This is a genomic window from Brachybacterium sp. SW0106-09 (assembly GCF_001293905.1).
GTDB classification, from domain to species: domain Bacteria; phylum Actinomycetota; class Actinomycetes; order Actinomycetales; family Dermabacteraceae; genus Brachybacterium; species Brachybacterium conglomeratum.
In genome coordinates this window covers 1-19,415 of record NZ_BCAK01000024.1, presented here as the reverse complement: position 1 = coordinate 19,415, position 19,415 = coordinate 1, and the positions used below count along the sequence as shown (strand labels likewise).

At 68.5% G+C, this 19,415-nt stretch carries 14 protein-coding genes; 6 read left to right on the top strand and 8 right to left on the bottom strand.

Annotation, left to right across the window (positions count from 1 at the left end; translation table 11 throughout):
* Positions 1-69 precede the first annotated feature (69 nt).
* Positions 70-2,709 carry an AAA domain-containing protein gene (locus Y09_RS11255; RefSeq protein WP_371440363.1) on the bottom strand — a complete coding sequence of 880 codons (2,640 nt, stop codon included), beginning with the start codon at positions 2,707-2,709 and terminating at the stop codon, positions 70-72.
* A 732-nt stretch (positions 2,710-3,441) separates the two neighbouring features.
* Here Y09_RS11255 and Y09_RS11250 point away from each other — a divergent pair.
* A complete protein-coding gene (locus tag Y09_RS11250; protein WP_053917795.1) occupies positions 3,442-5,511 on the top strand; it encodes a DUF262 domain-containing protein in 2,070 nt (689 codons plus the stop codon).
* Positions 5,512-5,558: 47 nt separating this feature from the next.
* On the opposite strand, the gene Y09_RS11245 is transcribed toward Y09_RS11250, so the two are convergent.
* Positions 5,559-7,043: a C69 family dipeptidase gene (locus Y09_RS11245; protein ID WP_053917794.1), complete on the bottom strand. Its 1,485-nt coding sequence runs from the start codon at positions 7,041-7,043 to the stop codon at positions 5,559-5,561.
* 129 nt (positions 7,044-7,172) lie between these two features.
* Here Y09_RS11245 and Y09_RS17550 point away from each other — a divergent pair, with 129 nt between their 5' ends.
* Entirely contained in the window at positions 7,173-7,313 is a 141-nt protein-coding gene (locus Y09_RS17550; protein WP_159419655.1) for a hypothetical protein, read from the top strand.
* 42 nt (positions 7,314-7,355) lie between these two features.
* Here the strand turns inward: Y09_RS17550 and Y09_RS11240 are convergent, their stop codons facing one another.
* Complete coding sequence (locus tag Y09_RS11240) at positions 7,356-9,098, bottom strand: helicase (RefSeq protein WP_053917793.1); 1,743 nt, start codon at positions 9,096-9,098, stop codon at positions 7,356-7,358.
* 186 nt (positions 9,099-9,284) lie between these two features.
* On the opposite strand from Y09_RS11240, the gene Y09_RS11235 reads away from it, so the two are divergent.
* On the top strand, positions 9,285-9,551 hold the full coding sequence (locus Y09_RS11235) for a hypothetical protein (protein ID WP_053917792.1): 267 nt from the start codon (positions 9,285-9,287) through the stop codon (positions 9,549-9,551).
* 38 nt (positions 9,552-9,589) lie between these two features.
* Positions 9,590-10,291, top strand: coding sequence for a class II aldolase/adducin family protein (locus Y09_RS11230; protein WP_371440362.1), 702 nt, complete (start codon positions 9,590-9,592; stop codon positions 10,289-10,291).
* Between the two features lie 246 nt (positions 10,292-10,537).
* On the opposite strand, the gene Y09_RS11225 is transcribed toward Y09_RS11230, so the two are convergent.
* Positions 10,538-11,572 carry a Vms1/Ankzf1 family peptidyl-tRNA hydrolase gene (locus Y09_RS11225; RefSeq protein WP_053917790.1) on the bottom strand — a complete coding sequence of 345 codons (1,035 nt, stop codon included), beginning with the start codon at positions 11,570-11,572 and terminating at the stop codon, positions 10,538-10,540.
* 312 nt (positions 11,573-11,884) lie between these two features.
* On the opposite strand from Y09_RS11225, the gene Y09_RS11220 reads away from it, so the two are divergent.
* Positions 11,885-12,382 carry an SRPBCC family protein gene (locus Y09_RS11220; protein ID WP_053917789.1) on the top strand — a complete coding sequence of 166 codons (498 nt, stop codon included), beginning with the start codon at positions 11,885-11,887 and terminating at the stop codon, positions 12,380-12,382.
* A gap of 361 nt (positions 12,383-12,743) precedes the next feature.
* Here the strand turns inward: Y09_RS11220 and Y09_RS11215 are convergent, their stop codons facing one another.
* From Y09_RS11215 to Y09_RS11195, 4 genes are all read right to left on the bottom strand, one after another.
* Positions 12,744-13,316: a hypothetical protein gene (locus Y09_RS11215; RefSeq protein WP_053917788.1), complete on the bottom strand. Its 573-nt coding sequence runs from the start codon at positions 13,314-13,316 to the stop codon at positions 12,744-12,746.
* A gap of 72 nt (positions 13,317-13,388) precedes the next feature.
* Complete coding sequence (locus Y09_RS11210; RefSeq protein ID WP_159419654.1) at positions 13,389-16,226, bottom strand: DEAD/DEAH box helicase; 2,838 nt, start codon at positions 16,224-16,226, stop codon at positions 13,389-13,391.
* Positions 16,227-16,230: 4 nt separating this feature from the next.
* Complete coding sequence (locus tag Y09_RS11200; protein WP_053917785.1) at positions 16,231-17,508, bottom strand: exonuclease domain-containing protein; 1,278 nt, start codon at positions 17,506-17,508, stop codon at positions 16,231-16,233.
* A 258-nt stretch (positions 17,509-17,766) separates the two neighbouring features.
* Positions 17,767-18,852, bottom strand: coding sequence for a hypothetical protein (locus tag Y09_RS11195; protein WP_148639628.1), 1,086 nt, complete (start codon positions 18,850-18,852; stop codon positions 17,767-17,769).
* Positions 18,853-19,100: 248 nt separating this feature from the next.
* On the opposite strand from Y09_RS11195, the gene Y09_RS17900 reads away from it, so the two are divergent.
* On the top strand, positions 19,101-19,415 hold a 315-nt coding region (locus Y09_RS17900; protein ID WP_053917783.1), incomplete at its 3' end, for a hypothetical protein.

Below are 19,415 nucleotides of genomic sequence, written 5' to 3'. Positions count from 1 at the left end.
CGCATCCGCGGGTGGGGCCATTGTGCTGGGTGTCGGCGGGAGTGCGGTGTTGCCGAGCTTCCCGCAACCTCATCCCTCGCGAGTGTCGAGCTGGCCGAGCGCGGTGGAGAGCTCCTTGAAGTAGGGGTACCTCGACCACTGCTCGCGGTCGCCGATGACGTACAGCCGGCGCTTCGCCCGGCTGGCCGCGACGTTCACGAGGTTCACGGTCTCCGAGGCCCAGGTCTTGGCACCGGGCGCCGTGGGATCCCCGCCGAGGACGAGGAACACGACGTCCGCCTCGCGGCCCTGTGCGGTGTGGATGGTGCCGGCGCTCAGGTCGGGTAAATCGCGGGTCAGTGACCGGAGACGATTGGCGACCGTCCGGAAAGGGGAGATCGCGATGATCTCCGACGGATCGACGCCCTCCGCCCTCAGGGAGTCGATCGCTCGTCGGAGCCGATCGATCTGGTTCTCCTGGAGATGCGTCCCGGCCGTCGGTGCGGGCTCGTGCAGCCAGCGGCTGGACGCGATGCGAGGACCGTCGGGCGTGTCGAAGAGGTCGGGGTCCTCGGGGTCATCGAGCGTGCGGTGCACGCCGCTCACCATGATGCCGTTGTAGGCGAGGGCGTTGCAGAGGCCGAACATCGGGTCGTCGCAGCGCCTGTGCACGGTGAGCGGTGCACTCACCCATACGTCCTCCTCTCCGTTGCGCAGCGTGGTGCCCACTCGGGAGACGCGGTCGGCGAGGGTCTGGACAGATGCCTGGGGCGGGATCCATTCGTCGGACACTCCGAATGCCTGGGCGATGTCCCTCTGGGCTTTGTGTGGCATGGTGACGACCGGCGGCAGCTGCAGCGGGTCTCCGACGGCGACGACACGTTTCGCGCGCCAGATCGCTCCGGTCGCGAATTGCGGGCTCGCCTGACCGGCTTCGTCGACGAAGAGCCATCCGAGCGACTCGCGACCGAGGCCGGCGAACATGCGCGAATAGGAGGCGAAGGTCGTCGAGACCATGGGGACGACGAGGAAGAAGGTCTGCCAGGCGGCGAGGAGCTTCTCCGGCTCGAGATCTCGGGGCGCCTTCCCGGCGACCACCTCGATCGCGCCATGGATGCCCTTCCGCATGTCCGTCGGGGCGTTCGCGAGGAAGTCCTCGTGCATTTGCAGCGCTGCGAGGAAGAGCTCCGAACGGGCGGCGTCGAGCTCGGCGTCGAGCCATGGGGCATGGAGTTCGCGCTTTTCTCCGGTCCAGTCGGTGTCCGGATAGCCCGGGCCGAAGGACGTGGTGTCCTGCGCCAGCTGGAGCCGGAGAGCGCGCAGCTCGTCCTCGGTGCGCTGGAGTGAGGTCGTCGCGGAGGCGGCACCATCCTCGAGCGATCTCTCCTGGTGCGCGAGCCGTTGGGCGAGAGCTCGCGCCTGGGCCACGGAGGCCTCGGCCGCCTCATAACGCTCCTCGGCGGAGGTGGCGCGGGAGCGCCACGTGCGCATGGCGGCGCCCCAGGTGAACAGCGTCTCGAGCCAGCCAGGGCGAGTGGCGAGATGACGGTCCCATGCCATGGTGGCCTCACCCAGCTCGGCCTCGGCGGCGTCGAGGGCGGTCCTGTGGTCCTTCGTCGCCTGCCGCGCGACCGAGAGGTCCCGGGCGAGCTGCTGGGCCTGATGCGTAGCGTCCTCGGCTGCCTGGGCGGCGGGCGCGAGCTGCTCGATCCGAGACTGCGCCGCCTTCCGCTGCCGGATCAGCGTGACCACTCGGGCTTCCTTAGCGCTGAACACAGCCCGTGCCTCGGACCAGCTCCTATGTGGCTGCGCCCCGCTCTCCCACTCCTTGAGCAGGGTCTGCATGCCAGGTGCGCACTCGGGCTCCTCGGCGCCTGCGGGTGTTGTCTTCCGGTCGAACCAGAAGCTGGAGTAGAAGTCGCCGCGGTTGCTCTTGTTGCCCAGCCGCGCGGCGACGAGGCCCCACGCGTCGAACTCCTGGGTGTTGCTCTTCGCCGACGCTCGCAGGGCCGCGGTCGCGATGTCGGAGAAGTAGTCGGCCTCCGCCCGCCATGGCTTCGAGATCGCGTCGCGGGCGGGGATCTCGGCGGAGACGTTCTCAACGGCGCCGTTGTTCGCGGAGGCGACGACCATCTCGAACCCGGTGAGCTGAGGGCGGAGCTGACGGATCGTCCGGGTGTACTTTCCGGTCTTCCAGGTATGCGCGACGGAGGTGAAGGCGTCCGTGGGCTTCTTGAGCTTCGCGAGCAGCCGGGCTCGTTCGACGACATTTCCAGCCAGGACGTCCCGGAGCATAGTGGTCTTCCCGGTGCCGGGTGGACCGTTCACTCCCATCAGTCCGCCCGTCGGGGCGAGGTCGGACAGTGCGGTGTTGACGGCGAACTGCTGGCGCAGGGCCAGACCGTGTTCGGGTTTCGCCGGCCATCGACCGCGCGGGAGTCGGTCGATGCCTGCGCCGGCGTCCACCGTCCGATGGGCCGACATGACGTCGACGCGTCTGTTCTCGCGCACCGCACCGGAGGGGGTGAGGTACTCCGCGAGAGCTGCCGGTGGGGACTGCTGGCGCATGTCCTTCTGGACCGTGGAGAGGTCCTCGAGAAAGAAGCTGTTGAGGAAGTCGGTATCGCCGGCCTGCCCGGTACCGTCGACCGTCCGGGCGACGGACGAGATGATGATCCGCGTGCTCGCGATCTCGGGGATCGCGGTGATGCCGGCGGCGCCGTGCGCCACGCGCAGCAGCGTCTGCAGGGACTCCTCATCATGAGGGAGAGGATGCTCGGCGCCGAGGAGGTCCCTGCGGGCCCCTTCGACCTCGTCGACCTGCTCGGGGAAGGCGCGAGCAACGCCGGGGAAGTCGGCTGCCCAGTGCGGGTTGCGGGAAGGGGAGCCGGAGCTGAGCTTGGCGAGAGCCCAGAGTCCCGAGGAGAGCACGGACGACTCGATGCTCACTACACCCTTGTCATCGAGCACGACGGCCGCACACGCGCTCTGCCCGGCTCGGCGGGCGTCGTAGGCATCCCGGTCCTCGCCGAAGGCACGGTGCAGATGTTCGTAGCTGTTCTCGAGGTCGTACACCCCGAGGTACACGGTGTGCTGCCAAGCCCGCGTCTTCTTCCACGCGGGCTTGGGCGGGGTGAGGGTGTTCCAGGGCAGGGGTTCCCCGGGTGACCACTCGACGACCTGCTCATCAGCGGGTCGGGTGGTACTCCGCGTGAGCTTCGGGACGGACTGCGGGTTGAACAGTTCGAGCAGGGTCCAGTACTGCACGATCCGTCGGCGTTCGTCGTTGGCGTTCCCAGTCACCATGCTGCGATTCTGCCGCGCCGGACGGACGCGTGGCGAGCGTGGCCACATCGCTGTGGACAGTGCCGTCCTCGTACCTGATAGCGCGGTTCGGTCCAGTGCGCGGCATCGGCGCCGCTGGGCGCCTCAGATGTCCGTTCCTTCTGAGATCATCGGGGCATGAAGGCGTACGACGCGAACCTGCTGATCCTGCTCAAGTCGGTCTCCCAGTTCATGGTCCCGATCTACCAGCGGGTGTACTCGTGGACGGAGGTCGAATGCGATCGGCTCTGGGCGGACGTCCTGCACGCCGGCTCGACGTCGAGGCTGGAGAGTCACTTCACGGGGTCGATCGTGTACGTGGAGCGGGCCGAGGGGACGCGTTCTTCGGCGGAGCCGGATCTCATCATCGATGGTCAGCAGCGTGTGACAACGGTGATGCTGCTGCTGGCTGCTCTGGCCGAGCATCTCGAGACGCTCCCGGCAGACGAGCAGGAGCCCGTCGAGGGCTTCTCGCCGAAGAAGATCCGCAAGCGTTTCCTCACCAACGACGACGAGGACGGTGATCGCTACTTCAAGCTGATCCTGTCGAAGTCCGACAAGCCGGCGATGCAGGCTGTCATCGCGCAGACTCCCGTCCCGGACGGCGCCCACTCCCGTGTGGTCGAGAACGTCGCGCACTTCCGGGACAAGCTCGCCGAGCCGGGACTCGACCTCGTCGACCTCTGCAACGGCCTGCGCAAGCTTGTCGTCGTCGACGTGAGACTGACTCGCGGGAAGGACGATCCGCAGCTGGTGTTCGAGACGATGAACTCGACCGGCAAGCGCCTGTCGCAGGCCGATCTCATCCGGAACTTCGTCCTCATGGACGCGACACCTCGGGACCAGGAGTCGCTCTACACGGGGTACTGGCAGCCGATGGAGCAGCGCTTCACATCAGCTGAGGAAGGACGCTTCGACGAGTTCGTCCGCCACTACCTCACTTTCAAGACCCACGACGCGACGCTGCGGAAGGCCGAGATCTACGAGGCGTTCAAGGAGTACGCGCTGGACCGGGAACTCTCAGGCGGCTCGCGCCGTGAGCTCGTCGAAGACCTGTACCGACATGCCGAGCACTACGCCGCATTCGCGCTGGGGACCGAGCCCAACCCACGTCTCGCCAGGGCTTTCCGCGATCTCGATCAGCTCCGTGCCACCGTCGTGCACCCGCTCTTGCTGGAGGTCTATGCGGACTACCGGGACGGCATGATCACTGAGGTCGACGTCCTCGACATCGTCGCGATGACGTCGACCTATCTGCTTCGTCGAGCTGTATGCCAGGTACCGACGAACACGCATCGGACGACCTTCGCGACCTTCGGCTCCTCGATCGACAAGGCCGATTACGTCACGAGCATCGCCGCTCGCTTCCTCACGCTCACCGCTTCTCAGCGATTCCCTCGGGACGACGAGTTCGACACCTCGCTGCGCACTGCCGACCTCTACCACTTCCCGCGGACCGCCTACCTGCTGCGGAAACTGGAGAACGCCGGCCGTAAGGAACCGATCTCCGTCGCGGACTACACGATCGAGCACATCATGCCGCAGAACGAGAATCTTCCTCAGGCATGGAAGGAGGCGCTGGGCGAGGAGTGGCAACGGGTGCACGGGCAGTACCTCCACACGCTGGGGAACCTGACCCTCACCGGATACAACTCCGAATACCAGGACCGTCCCTTCCCGCAGAAGCGAGACATCGTGGGCGGCTTCCGTGAGAGCCCCCTGCGACTTAACGCTGGGTTGGGGCAGATCGAGACGTGGAACGAGGAGCAGATCGTCGCGCGGGGTGAGCGCCTCGCACACCAGGCGATCGCTCTGTGGCCGCTGCCCGATGCCCCGGAAGCGGCCCTCGAGGCCGTGCGCCGCCGGCTCCGGGACAACCGGCGACGATTCGACTGGCGGGCGGTGCATCGCATCCTCGACGCGCTCCCTGCGGGGCGATGGACCACCTACGCCGCTCTTGCCGAGGCTGTGGGCACGGCCCCGCAGCCGCTCGCCAACCACGTCTCCACATGTGCGGAGTGCTCGAACGCCTACAGAGTGCTCACGTCCGACGGGCGCGTGGCGGAGGCCTTCCGCTGGAGGGATGCATCCGACGGTCGTGACCCCAAGGATGTCCTGTCACGTGAGGGGGTCAGCTTCGCCGGTGCTACCGCGGACCCGGAGCAGAAAGTCGACGCCGAAGAGTTGCTGGCTCTCGCTGACGGGTGAGGCCGCATAGGGCAGTCACGGCTTCGCGCAGTAGGCCTCGTTCTCGCTCACCCGTCCGACCGCGAGAAGCGGTTCGTCATGTGGTTGCTCGCGGTGAACAGCACCTCGCCGAGCAGCGCGTCGGTCGCCTCGCGGATCTTCTCGGCCACGGCGGTGTTCGCCGCGGCGAGGAGGCCCGGCACGGCCGACGGGTCGTCGGTCCCGGCTGCTTCCTGGTCCGCTGCGTGTACGGCGGCGTGGCCGAGGGCGAGGGTGCGCTGCTGGTAGCGCTCGATCGCGAGGATGACCTCGCTGTAATGCGCGTCGGCCAGGGCGGCGATCATGCGGGAAACCCAGTAGAAGCTGTCCGTGCTCACGGTCGCCTCGGTCGTCCCCAGGTACGCGGGCGCCTCCTCGACGTTCGTGAACATCGGGATCGGCGTCGTGAACGGAAGCGAGGCGTAGGCGATCCACTGCACGGCTCGGTGCGACTCCGGCAGCTCAGGGCGGATCTGCAGGATCGCGAGCGCGTTGTGGCGGTTGATGCCGATGGGGCGGAAGGCGCGGCGCTCCGCGTCGGTGCCGCGCGGGGAGTAGGGATCGAAGACGGTGCCCTGGTAGTGGGAGCTGAGCACGTCCTTGACGTCCTCGACGGTGAGCAGGCGCTCAGGCCTGCGGCTCCAGGCGAGGTCGTCGGAGTCGGGGCTCGTCCCGGGCGCTCCCGCGTCCCAGTCCTCGGCGTGCGGGCTGAGGGTGCGTTGCATGTACCAGGCGCGGGGCGAGTTGTAGACGTGGTCGTGCTCGCTGTGGGAGCCGAAGGCCTCACGAGGGTTGAACACGTCCGCGCTCTGCCCGTCCTCGCGCAGGGTGAGGTCGAGGTGGTGCTCGCGCAGGAAGGCGCGCAGGTCGGGGCTCGCGAGGTGGTTGCGGCCGGGCCCCTCGGCGTCGGCGAGGTCGAAGGAGTCGATGCCCAGCTGGTTCGGCATCGTCACGTAGTGGTCCTCGGGCACGCGCCGCGCGATCCAGTGGTGCCCGCCGACCGTCTCGAGCCACCAGATGTCCTCGGCGTCGCTGAACGCGATCCCGTTCATCTCGTAGGTGCCGTGCTCGGCCAGCAGCGCCCCGAGCCGCTCCACGCCCTCGCGGGCCGAGCGGATGTAGGGCAGCACGAGGGTCACGAGATCCTCCTCGCCGAAGCCGCCCGGCTGGCCCCCGCGGCGCTCGACCAGCGGATCCGCGCCGAGCACGCGCGGGTTCGAGGTGATCGTCTCGGTCGCGCTCATCGCGACGTTCGCCGCGTTGATCCCGGCGCAGCCCCAGATCCCCTCGTCCGGCAGGGCGTTCGGGATCGCGGTGTAGCGCAGCGGGTTCTCGGGCAGCTCGATCGTGCGCCCGCCGAGCACGGAGGTGTAGGTGCGCGGCTGGTCCTCGGGACGCACCACCACGGCGCGCTTCGGATCGAAGCTGCCGGCCGAGGAGTCCTCGGTGCGGGCGACGAGCGGGGAGCCGTCGGCGCTCGCACGGCGGCCGACGAGGAGGGTGGTGCAGGGCATGGGCGGGTGGCTCCTGGGGCGCGGGGACGGTGTGCGTTCTCCACCGTAGAACTGCTCCCGACATAGGGTGGTCCGCACCATGGTGCCGTGTCCGGCGGCACCGATGCGTCGTGGGGGAGCGGAGCAACGATGAGACGGCGACGCAAGGGACGAGCACGATTCTCCCGGAGCGAAGGGGCGTCCCTGTTCCTGGAGCTGTTCGACCTCATCGCGGGCGTGGCACAGCTCCTGTGGCGCCTGCCGTTACTGATCCTGCGCCTGTTCAGCTGAGCGTGCAGAGTCGCGGGGTAGTGCGCACAGCGGGCCCGCCCGTCAGGCGCTGCCCTCCGTGAGGCTCGCCATCGGCAGCCAGTCCGCGCCGAGCAGCTGCGCGACGCCGGAGAGGCCCTCGGTGTCGCCGCCGACGGTGTCGGAGGCGGCGGCGATCCGCTCCACCATCACCTTGCTGACCTGCTCCTCGACGGTGTCCTCGGCGTAGGCGATGTGCCAGGGGGAGACCTGGTGGTCGCGATGGGTGCGGCCGGTAACCTGCCGGCCCGCGATGCCGGAGAAGCGGGCCTGGTGGAAGATCCCGACGCGCGGCGCCGTGCTCGCCCACTGCCCGCCGGGGAGCATCTCGCCGGCGTGGAGGCTGATCGAGGCGACGGTGGTGAACACGCATACCTTCGCCTTCCCGGTCTGGAAGCGCAGCCGCTGCTCCTCGACGTCGAAGCGGTCCCGGCCAAAGATCGTCGCGACCTCGATTCCGGCGTCCTGCAGGCGCTCCGTGATCGGGTCCGCGGCGGTGGTCACGAACTCGACCGAGCACGCGACCTGCCGCTCCGCCTCGACCTGCTGCGCGATCCACTGCACCGTCGAGTCCACGCGGAGCAGTCCCGCCTTCTGCCGGAAGCGCAGCAGCGCCGCCCGACCCTTCGCGGTGTTGCGGCCGCGCCGGGCGAGGTCCATCTCGCGGCAGAACTCGCCCCACTCCGCCTCGTAGGCCTCGCGCTCCACCGGGGTCAGCGCCACCGGCATCCCCGAGATCGGCACCGGCCCCCACGGCGCGGCACGGTGCAGCATCGCGGCGGGCTCGTCGTCCGTCAGCCAGCTGCGCACCCGCGCGAGATCCTCCGCCCGACGGACCGGATCCGTCGTCCAGGTCGCGCCGTAGCGGCCCTTCTCCAGCCCGATCCCGTGCCGCTCGAGTGCCGAGGTGAAGGTGTTCGCGGGCTCCTTCGCCGTAGCCCAGGCGGTCATCGGCTCCCCGTGCGCCTGTGCGTAGGCGGGGGCGAGATAGGGCAGCTCGAGCGGGGTGTGGCCCGGCGTGGCGGTCGTCGCGATGACGAACGGCGCCGCGTCGTGCGAGCGGGTGTGCCCGGAGATCCGCGACCACAGCTTCCACCGCTTCGTGGTGGTGCGGCGCAGGGCGTGCGCCTCGTCCGCGATGATCACGTCCCAGTCGTGGCCTGCGACCTTCTCCAGCCGGTCCCAGGTGATCACCACCCACTCCAGGCCGCTGTCGCCGAGGGCGGTGATGGTGCGGCACCAGTGCCCGATTGTGATCGCCGCCGGCCGGTCCGCGACCACCAGCACCCGCTCCGCGCCGCGCAGATCGCCGACGGCGGACGCGCCGAGCACGGCGGAGATCGTCTTGCCGACGCCCGGCTCGTCGGCCAGCAGGAACATCCGCCCGCCCGCCTCCGCACGGGCCGCGATCGCGTCGGCCGCCTCGTACTGGTTCTGCCGCGGCTCGAAGCCGTCGGTGGGCGCCGGGAGCTCGGCGGGGGAGCCGGGGTTGTGGAGGTTCTCCAAGAAGCGGCCCAGCGTGTGCGGGCCGGGGGAGTAGGGCGCGAGATGGTCGGGGAGCGTCCGGCCGACGTGCACGTGCATCTTCACCGCGGGATGCCAGGAGGCGCCCTCGACCTGCGTGCCGTAGGGGACGTCGAGGATCCACAGCCGCTCGCCGGGGCCGACGAAGGGGAGCTCGCGCGGAGCGTGGCGGGAGGTGCTCGATGAGCGACGACGTGAGGACCTGCGGCGGCGAGTGGAGGGGGAGCGGCGGGAGGTGGGCACCGCTCGAGGTTAGCGGGGCGCGGCGGCGGGTGCTTCGCTGCTCGGCGTGCTCGCGGGCGCCTCGACGGCGATCCGCGCTACCGAGTGGTTCCTGCAGGACGCGCAGGTCGTGGCGTTCCCGTGGCACTGGGCAGATGCCGGTGAGAAGGTGGGTGTCCGCACGACCCCATCTCAGGAGGTTCGGACATGAGCAGCACCCCGCTGTACCACCCCGATGACGACGAGGCGAATCCCCACCCGGAGGACCAGGGAATTTCCCACCAGGGTGGCTCGGAGGACTCCGCCGACGCGGGCTCGTCGCGATCCTCCCAGGACGCCGCTTCCTCGGACACCGATCTCGACGAGCTGAACGACGAGGGCGTCGGCGGCACGGTCGGCTCGAAGGACACCTTCGAGCCGGAGGAGTCCGACGCCTCCCGCAATGCCGGAAGGGGCAACTCGCCGAAGGCATGAGGCCCGCCCGCTGGGAGCGACGTTGATCGCTCACAGCGGTGCGCGCCGCACCGGCCGCGGCTGTCCCTCGGACGGCGAGGAGCGGGCCGGAATCGACTAGTCGTACAACTTCACCGAGCACGGGGCGACTGGAACTCGTGCCTGAGTCCGGCCCGAAGGCGTCGAAGGAGATGGCGATGCATGCGGCGATGTACCGGCGGTTCGGCGCCGGAGTCGTCGTCCACACCCATTCGTTCCTCGCGGTGCAGGCCTCCTGCCTGCCCCCGTGGGCGGAGCACTGCGCCGTTCCTCCCTATGCGCCGTACTTCGCGATGACCATCGGGAACCTCCTGCTCAGCCCCTATCGGCACCCGGGCGACCCGACGCTAGGAGATCTGCTCGACGAGAGGGAGCTGGACTTCCGCGCGGCCCTCCTGGCGCACCACGGGCTGATCCTGTACGCCGAGACAGTCGATGCGGCGATCGTCGCGACGGTCGAGATCGACGAGGCGTGTCGGCTTGCCGTCAGCCTCGCGCCCTCGAGGAAGGTGTCCAGCAGGTCCACGTCCTCGGGCAGCTGCTGCGGGGCGTTGCGCTCGAGCTCGGTGAGCTCCCTGACCAGCGGCGCGGTGAGCACCCAGAAGTCCGTCGGGACTTCCGAGCGCAGTGCGGGGCGCAGCATCTGGATCAGGGGGTTCTCCGTCGGCTGCTCGAAGGCCGCCGTCTGCTGGGCGGGCGCTGACGCGCGTCGCGTGGCGTGACGGTTCCGGCGCTGGCGGGCGGCACCCTGGCCGAGCGGGCTGTGGTCGCGGTGGCGTCGGCTCATGGGGGTATTCCATCAGCTCGGCCACCGCCTCGACCAGCAGCAGTCCGACCGGTACCTCGAGATGTCGGGCGCTCGTGAGGCGGCGACCATGTCGATCCCCGAGACCATGACCGCCGTGCAGCTGCACGGCCACGGAGGCCCGGACCAGCTGGTCTACTCCGACCACCGCCCCGCGCCCCGCTCAGCGCGTCCCCTCGGCGATCTGGAAGCGCAGGATCGCGGCGATGGCGTCGGCGAGCTCGGTGTCGACGAGGCCGACGGCGGCGCCCGTCCGCACGGCGCCGCCCAGGTGGGCGGCCTCCTCTCTCGCGGACCGGTCCTCCTCGAGCAGCAGCATCTCGATGGCGCCCCTCTCGGCGGCTTGCGCGACGGCCTCGGATCCCTCGACCGCGAGGCTGTGGGCCTTCCCGGCCTCGAACCGCTCGCGGTGCTCCCGCGCCCGGTCCTCGCTGATGCCGGCCGCGAGTGCGCGCAGCTCGTCGGCGAGGGCCTCCTCGGCCCCGTCGTCGGAGATCCCTCCGGCCTGCACCTCCGCGTAGTGCTGCTGCAGGTTCGCGGGCAGCTCGTCCCGGAGCGTCGTGCGTCCCTGCACCTCGCCGGCGAGCACCACCAGATCCGGCCTGCGCCGGGTCGCGGAGTCCTCGAGGTGCTCGGCCACCTCGCGGAGGTTCTGCTTGGCGACCTCGTCGGCACGGCGCTGGATCTGCTTGTGGGACAGCGCGCCCTCCCGGGGCTTGTCCACGGTACCCGAGTCATCGGCCACGACGGTCTCGTCCTCCGGCTCGGGGACGTCGCTCTCGGAGACCGTCAGGTCGCGGATCACGGCGCCGTGCTGGTCCGCGACGGCCACCAGCATCGAGACGGAGCGTGCGCGCTCGCGGAGGTAGGCGCCGAGCTCCGGCTCCTGCGCCAGGTGCGCCGCGTCGCCGGCGCCGAGCGCGGCATCCCACGGGGCGTCCAGACGCACCGCGGACGCGTCGGCGACGAGCACCCGCCCGGAGGACTGCACCTCCCCGGCCTCCTCGCCGAGGACGGCCCGGTCGAGAGCCTCGAGCGCCTCCTCGCCGGCGCCCTGGGCGACCAGGTCGCGGCGGAGCTCCTCCCATCGCAGCCTCACCTGCTGGGCCGAGTCCTCCGCGGGAGAACGCGCCTCCAGGTAGACGGTCGCGAACGGCGGCCGACCCTCGTACAGACTGCGCATCTCGTCCAGTTCCACGGTCCCTCCTCTGTTCGGCGGGGCGATACGTGGCGGGCCGTCGGCGCGGCCGACGGGGCCGTTCCGCCTATCGCCAGGACACTCCCGCACGCTACGGACGGCGCGTTCGCGAGGTCAACGGACGCAGGCGGGGGTTGACCGCCGCGAGTCCGACCGTGCCGGCCGGCGGTGGGGCCCGCCGCCGCGCGGCTCGGCCCTGCCGCCCCGCGGCTCAGCCCCGTCGACCGGTGCGCCCGTCGGCCCCGTCGGCCCGGGGCGCACCGGCTCGGCCCGTGCGCACCGGCTGGCGTCACCCTGTGACACCCTGGCGCGATGTCACGCCCCATGCAGGTCTCCGACAGCATCGAGATCGACGCCCACCCGATGACGATCTACCGCCAGCTCGCCGACCCCTCCCGGATGGGCCGCTGGAGCCCGGAGAACCTGGGCACGGCCGCGCCGAGCTGCGGCCCCCTCACGGTGGGCGACGGGTTCGTGGGTCGCAACCGGCGCGGCCCCGGCCGATGGTCCACCGCCTGCACCGTGATCGCCGCCGAGCCGGGGGAGAGGTTCGCGTTCAGGGTGAACCGGATCGGTCTGCGTCGGCCGCTGCTGCGCGGCGCGATCGCGACCTGGAGCTACACCCTCGAGCCGGTGGGCGCGGGGCGCTGCCGCGTCACCGAGACCTGGCAGGACGACCGGACCGGGTGGTCGGACGCCTGGGCGGCGCGGTTCGACCGACTGGTCACCCGCGGCAGCACCTTCGATCAGTTCCAGGCGGGCAACATCCGCCGCACCCTGGAGCGGCTGAAGGCTGATCTGGAGGCCTGAGCCTCGCGGGCGAGGCGCCGGCCCGTCGGCGGGGCTTGCGCAGCGGTGCCGCCGGATACCCTGCCCCTTCAACGCCGAGCAGCCGCCCGCCCCGCTCCCGCACCCCGCCGCCGCAGATCTGCTCCTGTTCGTCAGTTTCCTCGAGGAGACCACGAGGTGGCGCAAGAGCCCGCTGGGCGGCTACCAGGCAGGGCAGCTGCTGATCGTGCTCGCGTACTCCACTCAGGAGGATTGAGGGCCAGGGAACGTGCTGCCGTAGCGGTGAGGGCGCTGGCCGCGACCTCCTGGTGGGCACCAAGAATTGGTGCCCTCGGCCCGTTGCGCGGAACACCGCTACCGGTCCCTTCGTTGTCGACTGTTCCTATTCGCAGCTTCCGCAGACACCGGTCGCGGGGAGCTGGATGAAGCAGTTCGGGCAGGTTGCGAGGGCGCGTTGGGGCGTCCTGTCACTCACTCTTCCGTGGGCTCTGTCCGGTCGGCTCGGCGTGGGCGGGAGGGTGGGTCGGTCGGCCATCCTTCGTCGTGCATGGCCCGGAGTCGTCGGATCGACGAGGGCGGCCGAGAACTCACCGGTCACTTCGTCCAGGTCGATGATTCTCATCATCAGGTGCTGCTCGGGATACCGTCCTGCGATCTTCAGAGGGGTCTCCTCGGGATCGCGTGCAGTGACCCAGATGACGTGACAGAGAGAGTCACAGTTGTCGCGGGCGATCCGCAGATTCCGGATGCGCTCTTGGTTTCCCGGTTTCGAGGACCAGGTCGCTAAGGCGGGGTCGCCGAAGAAGTTGACCGACCCGTCGGCGTCCACCTCGTGTTCCCACATCGTGATGGTGACCTTCTTTGAATCGGGGCTCACAGCGGACCAGGACCACCTGGGATTTGCGGGAGCTGAGTCGAAGAACGCGAACGCCTCGGCGAGAGTAGTGGTCTCCATTGTGCCTGCTCCTACGTGGCGGGAACTCTGACTCTGATCAATCTACCGATGTGTCTCGGACGGGGTGCGCGGTCAGGTACCGGGATCCGCGCTCGGCGGTCGAGTGCTCTGATCGCTGCCGTCCCTCGCCGCTGAAGGCTCCTTGGAGATGGAGTCTGTCGTCGCAAGGCTTTCACCCAGCACGCGAGCCTTCTCCTCTGCCATCAGCCGCTTCTCGATGGCGATCTCCCCGGCTTCGACGGCATCCCTATCGGCATCCTTCGTAGCCGACTCGCGGGCATACTCGTCGAAGATCCTCGTCTTCTCTCCGAGCAGTTCGACGATGCGCGGATCGATCCCCTCATCGGACAGAAGGCGGTGAACCTGTACGGATCGCTTCTGTCCCATGCGGTGCGCTCGAGCGATGGCCTGCACTTCGAGCGAGGGCTTGAGCTGGGGCTCGCAGAGCACCACGACAGAGGCTGCCTGAATGTTGAGGCCCTCGCCTCCGGCTTGGATCTGGGACAGAAGAACGCCGGCTTTGGGTGAGTCGGAGAATTCGTCGACGATCTCCTGTCGCCGGGCGGCACTCACACTTCCACTGATCGGGCCGTGCACAGGTCCCGGCAGGAGCTCCACCAGCTCGTCGATGACGGTACGGAAGAACGAGAAGACGATGACCTTGCGGCCATTGGCCGTCGCATCGTCGACGATCTCCAGCAGCCGCTCCACCTTGTTCGATTTCCGTCCTGCTTCCATCGCTGCTCGGCGCATGCCCATGAAGTGCCCGTCGGCAACGCGCGAGGTGTAGGCGCGACGATCTGCGTCGGAGAACTCGATCCAGTCCTCGATCTCATTGAGCTCGGGCAGCTCTTTGAGCACGTCCTCCTGGTTGCGGCGAAGGTAGGCCGGTGCGATGTGGCGACGAAATGCTGCTGGCAGCAGACCTTCGGCGGAGTGTGAGAGCGAGGGCGCGAGATAGCTGATGAGCGTGCGGAACTCCTCGAGTCGATTCTCGATAGGAGTGCCGGTCATGAGGACGGCGTGAGATGCGCGCTGGATCTGGGCGACGCTGTGACGGGTTCTCTTCGCCGCGGGGTTCTTGATCTTGTGCGCTTCGTCGACGACGACGGTGTCGAGACGCGGGAAGTCGCGTCGTGCCAGCAGCTGCCCGAGAGTATCGAACGTGGTGACGGCGATGCCTCCGTGGGCTTGCCATTGTGCGGCGGCATGGTCGCGGTCAGCGCCGTGAAGCCTATGTGCGGCAATCGATGACTTCGACTCGATCTCCCGGATCCAGTTCGCGAGGACTGCGGCAGGACAGATCACCAGCGTGTGGCTGCTCCCTGCACGGGTGAGGTGGGCGATGGCGGCCAACGCCTCGACCGTCTTGCCGAGCCCCATCTCGTCCCCGATGATCACCTTCTTCTGACGGACGATGAATCGTGCGGCGAAGTGCTGGTACTGGCGGAGGCTGTCCAGAGTGAGCAGTTCGGTATCCAGCTCGGTGCGTTCGACGAGCTGAATCAGTTCATCCGGGAGGTCGCCGTGCGTGTTCTGCGCGATCCGGTCCTCGTAGCCGAGTTCGGTCAGCAGAGCGAAGTACTCGCTCCCGTGCGCGGCGAAGTCGTCGGTGGAACGCGCGGTCAGCCGTTCTCGTTCTTCAGGGAGCAGGTGCAGGCCGGCGTCCCGATGCGCCGCCCGTCGCGTGAACGACAGCAATGCCTCTCGGAGAATCTCTGACGAGTAGGCGCTGTCGGTGACGAGGAGCGCCGGCGCAGGGCCAGCTTCCGAGGCATACGGCGAATCCGAGGGACGGCGCTGCGTCTCGTTGATGATTCGTTCAGCGAGCTCTGCGCTGTGCATGCTGAAGGCACCATCGTGGTCGGCACCGCGCGTACGCAGCCGGTGATCGAGGACTGCTTTCAGTGCGATCAACAATCGGGGCGTGCCCTTCGCCGGGCCGGCGGTGAGGTCGATTCGGGCTTCGTCCTGCGCCACGGTGCGCAACTTCTCGGCAGTGTTCAGAAGGGTGCTGGCGGTCGACGAGCTGATGCCGTCGACTGCTGTGAGCCGTCCGTGCGTGCGGGAAAGGAGATCGGTGACGGTTCGGATACCTGCCCGTTCGAGTGCGCTCGCCGGGAATCGAGTGAGGGGCACTCGCGAGCGGAAGCGTTCCATGTCGATGTCTGCCAGCAGCGCGGTGGCAGTGGACCTCGCCTGCGCGGCCACTGCAGCATGGACGTCGTGCGTGAGGCTCTCGCCCGCGGCCGCCGTTCGTGCTGTGGAGCGAATAGCGAGAGCGGCGTCGTGCAGCTGTTCGGTGGGCAGGACCACGATGTTCCGTGGTGTGCTCCCCAGGGAGGTGGCTGCAGCATGGCGGATCTGCTCTATCCCGAGTGTCGGCTCGCTCGGACGGGCTGGCCAGGCGCGTTCGATGCCCTGCTTGGCTTCCGGGGTGTTCATGAAGGTGAGATGACGAGTCAGCTCTTCGGTAGCCCGTTCCTGAGTGGTCGAGTCGGCTCCTTGGCCGAAGAGCCGGCGGAAGAAGCCCTGTGGTGCTGCCAGAGGAATCTGTTCGGGGAAGGTGGCGGTCACGAGGCCGAGCCAGTCATCAACTCCGGGATCGACTTCGTCCAGCCGCTGTGCTTCGCTCACGGTGCGCAGCAGCGATGCATCGTCCGGGCGGAGCAGCAGGAGCCGCCCGGAGGCCTGCTCCCTGGTACTGCTCGGATCATCGCGGTCATGCGCATCGAGTTCGAAGGCGCCGGGCACAGACAAGGGAAATGTTCGTGAGGAGATGATCCGGCGCGCGCTCTCGCCAGAACGGCGTGCTGTCTGTCGGGCGGCCAGCAACCGGCCGGCGAACTCGTGTAGCGCGGTGGCGTCGGCGACCAGCTGAGTCCGGGCTGCTCGATCCATGGTGGCCATCGAGCTAGGCCCCGACCAGCCGTGCGAATGCCGCTTCGGTGATGATCGGGATCCCGTAGGAGCGTGCCTTGGCAGCCTTGCCCGACTGGGAGTTCGGGTCGGAGGCCACGACGAGTTTGGTCTTCTTCGTGATCCCGCCGGGAACGTAGCCGAGCTCGCGCGCGTGCTCCTCCCACGCGGAGCGGTCCCGGACCATCGCCCCGGTGAAGACGATCCGGTCGCCGGGAGCGAGATCGATCCCGACTGTGCCCAGACGCAGCGATGCCGCACCCTCCTTCGGATCGGAGGTCCCTGCGCTGGTGGAAGGCTCGACCCGGGAGCGCCGTGTGGCTGCAGCATCGAGGGCCCGGCCGACGTCGGCCGGGCGCAGGCCGAGCCGAGACGCGATCCGAGCAAGCTCGGCGTGCTCTTCGTCGGTGACGATGTCGTCCTCAAATGCGACCTCAGCCATGGCCTCGAGGTAGCGGGCATGGAGGTCGAGCACTGCGCCGCGCGTCAGGCCGAGTCCGGAGGCGACCTCCACCAGTTCGTCCTTCTCGTGCTCGGCGAGCACGCCGTCCAGCAGCGCGCGTTCGAGGGTCTCCAGGTACGAGTCGACGCGTGCGTCCGCAGTGCGGGGCATGCGCGAGAGGATTCGGTCGAGCCAGCTATCAGGCCGCGCGGATAGTGCGGCTTCCCGGGGCAGCAGGCGTGCGGTCGACGTTCCGACGGGGGCCGGCCACGTCACTCTCGCTCCGTAATCGAGCTGGCCCTGCCACGGGAGGGCGCCGGCACCTTCGGCAAGGGAGAGGTAGTGCGTGAGGAGACCAGCGGCAGCGCGTGCGTCCGCGAGGGCCGAGTGCGCCTCGACGAGCTCGACGCCGCATGCAGCGCAACAGTCGGCGAGCTTCCGGGACGGGGCTTCGAGGAAGACGCTCGACCACTGCATGGTGCACAGCCCTGTGAGGGGCAGCTGAGACGGGGCGACGCCGGCCCGCAGCAGCTCCGCTTCGAGAAATCTCAGATCGAAGGGGGCGTTGTGGGCGACGATCGTCCGGCCCTGGAGGCTCTGCAGCACGGTGCCGGCGAGATCTGCGAAGCGCGGCGCGTCCGCGACGGTGGTTGCGGTGATCCCATGGACGTGAGAATTGCTGATATCGCGGCCGGGGTTCACGAGCGAGGCCCACTCGCGTTCGATCTCTCCAGTCTCGTCGACCTCGACAACTCCGATCTCCAGGATCCGATGATGCTTCTCCGGCGAGAACCCAGTGGTCTCGAGGTCGATGACTGCGTAGCCCGGCACGGAGTTTCCCTTCTGTCAGCCTGTGGTTACTGGGATCCTTGCATCACCAGGGGACAGATGATGGGGGAACCAGGTTTCGAGGTGATCACGTAGCGACTCGTGCGGGGAAAGACATGGGTGGGGCACAGATCGGCTCGGTCGGGGTCCCGGGCCAGTTTTCGCCGTCGAGCCGGCCCGCACGGAGATATGAAGGGAACATGAAGCGGCGAGTCCGGAGTGGTCCTCAGGGCCGGCTTGGCCATCGAGGTGGTGGATGCATCACTCCGCCGGCTTGACGACCTTCATCCCGCCGGTACCGGGCTCCAGCTCGAGGACGGTCTGATCGGACTCGGAGAGGATGGGGATCCCGTCGGGGGCGGAGTGGAGCATGCGAGACAGCAGACTGAAGCTCGTGCGCGCTGTGAGGGTTCCCTTGCCGGCGAAGGCGACGGGGACCTTGCTGGAGTCGAGCTGCATGACGCTGAGATCCTCGAGCAGCCGCACGAGCCGAGACTGGTTCTCCGCGATATCGGAGAGCTCGCTGCGCAGCACGCCCTCGATGTGCGAGAGGGAACGGTGGGGATTCGAGAACTCGGCAGCCACCTTCTCCAAGACCACCACGCGGGCCCGGAGGGCGAGAGCCTCGTAGGTCTGGGCGACCATCCGCTCGAAGTCCACAGTCGGATCGTCTCGCTTTCCCACCAGCTCTTTCAGCAGATCGGGGGCGTACACACGGTCCGCATCGGCGTGCTTGGCGACCGCACCGGACCAGCGGTCGAGGCGGCTGATGTAGCTGTTGGTCAGCGTGTCGAGCTCACCGAAGGCATGAGAGGCGGAGGAGATGGAGGGGATGCTCGCCTGGTCCAACAGGTAACCGGCGACCTTGCTGGCCTGACGGCTTGCAGTCGCGAGGATCGACCGCTCCTCCTGGTCTGCCCTGCTCTGCAGATCCACCAGCACTCTGGAGATGGACTCGAGCTTCTTGTTCATCTGATGCTGCGCGAGCATCTCGGCGGAGACCGCCAGGCCGACTGTGGCAATGAGCGGGCCAGCAGCAACAGTAGCGCCCGCGCCCGCGGCGACGGGGATCAGCCGGGCTTGACCTGCGATCTTCGTAGAGTTCGCCCCACGTACGAGTCCTCTGAACCCTCCGCCTACGGCGGGAACGAGATCCCGCGCAATCGCGCCGGTGGGAGTCACTGCACGGTAGAGGCCCTGGTAGGTCTCGGAACGGCTGAACTGCGCCGTGACCTGGCTGATCGCCTTGGCGAATGCGCCGGACCCTTGCGCCACCATCCCGGACGATGCGCTCTTCTGTGGCGTGGGGACATGATCGATGAGGAGCGCATCGCGGTTCAGAAGCATGCGGAGCGCCATCTCTGTGCTCGGCTCCGTCGTCAGCGGGATGAGCGGAACGATGACAGCTTCTTGCGAGGAATCCACAGTCTCTCCAGTCCTGAGTCGTTGGACGCATCTTCTCATCCGACTGTGACGGTCAAGAGCCTTGTGCACCGGTGCTCCCAGATCTGCCGGACACGGAAGGGTCCTTCGGGCGAAGCTATCCCTGAGCAGGTTCGCAGCTCCAATGCGCCGCAGTCACAAGGGAGAACACCATGCCGATCCTGAAGTTCACTCCGCCCTCAGTCGGCGGTATCGAGCCGATACCCGTCGAGGACGGAATCGCCCGAGTGAGGGCGTACTGCACATCCCCCACAAGCGGATGGCATACGTACGACCGGCCTGCCTGTGCGGCCCGCGAGCACGGGGTATTCGATGACGTCTCTCCCTGGTCGTTCCTCTGGGCCGAGATGCTCAACGGGCAGCCTCGAGCCCGGGACGTCGTGGGCTTCGACAGGCAGGTACGGAACAGGATCGCTCAGGGGGTATCAGGCTCTTCAGAGTTGAGTGTGGGCGCGCCGGTGGAGCGG

Excerpts from the sequence above, each read along its gene's own strand:
- Y09_RS11250 (WP_053917795.1), top strand. The coding sequence starts at position 3,442 with ATGAAGGCGTACGACGCGAACCTGCTGATCCTGCTCAAGTCGGTCTCC.
- Y09_RS11245 (WP_053917794.1), bottom strand. The coding sequence starts at position 7,043 with ATGCCCTGCACCACCCTCCTCGTCGGCCGCCGTGCGAGCGCCGACGGC.
- Y09_RS17550 (WP_159419655.1), top strand. The coding sequence starts at position 7,173 with ATGAGACGGCGACGCAAGGGACGAGCACGATTCTCCCGGAGCGAAGGG.
- Y09_RS11235 (WP_053917792.1), top strand. The coding sequence starts at position 9,285 with ATGAGCAGCACCCCGCTGTACCACCCCGATGACGACGAGGCGAATCCC.
- Y09_RS11220 (WP_053917789.1), top strand. The coding sequence starts at position 11,885 with ATGTCACGCCCCATGCAGGTCTCCGACAGCATCGAGATCGACGCCCAC.
- Y09_RS11215 (WP_053917788.1), bottom strand. The coding sequence starts at position 13,316 with ATGGAGACCACTACTCTCGCCGAGGCGTTCGCGTTCTTCGACTCAGCT.
- Y09_RS11210 (WP_159419654.1), bottom strand. The coding sequence starts at position 16,226 with ATGGCCACCATGGATCGAGCAGCCCGGACTCAGCTGGTCGCCGACGCC.
- Y09_RS11195 (WP_148639628.1), bottom strand. The coding sequence starts at position 18,852 with ATGCTTCTGAACCGCGATGCGCTCCTCATCGATCATGTCCCCACGCCA.